General features: G+C 59.1%; 1 protein-coding gene. It reads right to left on the bottom strand.

Features of this window, described 5'->3' with window-relative positions; all coding sequences use genetic code 11:
- Window positions 1-1,388: ISL3 family transposase (locus LOM8899_RS23310; protein WP_168770647.1), on the bottom strand; the 1,388-nt coding region annotated here is incomplete at its 3' end.
- Window positions 1,389-1,435: the final 47 nt, after the last annotated feature.

Genomic DNA, 1,435 nt, shown 5'->3' with positions numbered 1-1,435 from the left:
AGCGGGGCGGACTGGTCGCCGCGCAAAATGCCCTGAAACCGCATGGCAAGGCTCCGCATCGTGGCAAAGCTTGGCGATCCGGCCTTCAATGCATCTACCTTTTGGGCCTGGTCTGCGGTCAATTTGCGTCGCGGCTTGATACAGAGCGCCGCTGCGACAACCGGCGAAATGGCGTGGCCGGTTTGCGGGTCCCGCACAGGCGCCAAGGGCAGCGGCGTGTCGGTCGGGCCTGCTAGAGCGGTTTGTTCATCCCTTCGCCATCCGGCCAGCAGACGTTGCAAATGAGACAAGCTGCCCTCATAGCCATGGCGTTGAATTTCGATCAATAATTCCTGGCCGGACCGGATACCCTGTTTCCAGAGATCGGCCAGTGAGCCCTCAAAGTACCACGGCGACGTGGGCTTCAATGCAGCTCGGCGGCGGTCTGGTGGCGAGTCGGAGTTCAACCACTTCGCCACACTACGACGCGGGAAGCCGGTCCGCCGTCCAATTTCGCTACAAGACAGCCCTTGATCACGAAGCGCATGGATGTTTCGGAAAATTTCCTCACGTGATTTCCGATGAGCAAGACGCGATCGCAGTAGATGATTGGCCGTGCTGATGTTTTCGGCATCTGACAATAGCGCCCGCCCGGTGGCGCGGCCATGCATATTCATCTGCTCTTCAATGGCCTGGCGCAGGTTCTGGACGAGATGGAAACGGTCTGCGACCTGCAGGGCTTGCGGTGCACCCTGACGTGCGGCCTTCGCATATCCGCCACAACGATCCCGACTGATGACTTCAATCTCAGGGTGCTGCCGCAGCCAGCTCGCACAGCTTTCAACGCTCCGATCCAGAAGAATATCAATTACGGTCTGCCGCTCGAGATCGACGATGATGGTTCCGTAAGTCTGCGACTTGCGCCAGCTCCAATCGTCGATGCCAATGACCGTTGGCGGCGGGGCGACGCTTTCCGCACACTTCTTGAGGTGTCGCAGCACCGTGTCATTGCTGACACCGACGCCTAAACGGCGCAAGAGCCGCTCGGCAGGCCGTCCACCCGTGGCGTGCCCCAGATGAACTACAATGTCATCAGCACGCGAAGTTCGACGTGCAAATGGACGCGCAATTGACGAGGTGTAGTCCGAAAAAGTCCGCCGCGGGCACGTGGAAGCGCGACATCGCCACCTGCAAACCCAGAGTGCGATTGTTACCTTGTCGCCAAGTGCAGGTAAATCCTGTAGCCGCCTTTGCCGCCACCCGTGACGACGCCGAGAATGCAAACCACAATCTGGGCAGATGCCTCTCGGTGCCAAAACACCGGATACAAGCCACCCGCCGGAATCACGTCGCTTAACGCCTTGAACCGAAACGTCGCTCCCGGGCGACCAGTGCTTTTTTGAAATCACGACTATCCCTCCCGAATGTTCCAAGCTCAGGATAGTTGCGCCACACA

Origin of the sequence: Flavimaricola marinus (assembly GCF_900184895.1) — a bacterium.
Taxonomy (GTDB): domain Bacteria; phylum Pseudomonadota; class Alphaproteobacteria; order Rhodobacterales; family Rhodobacteraceae; genus Flavimaricola; species Flavimaricola marinus.
This window is presented reverse-complemented; position numbering and strand designations above follow the sequence as displayed.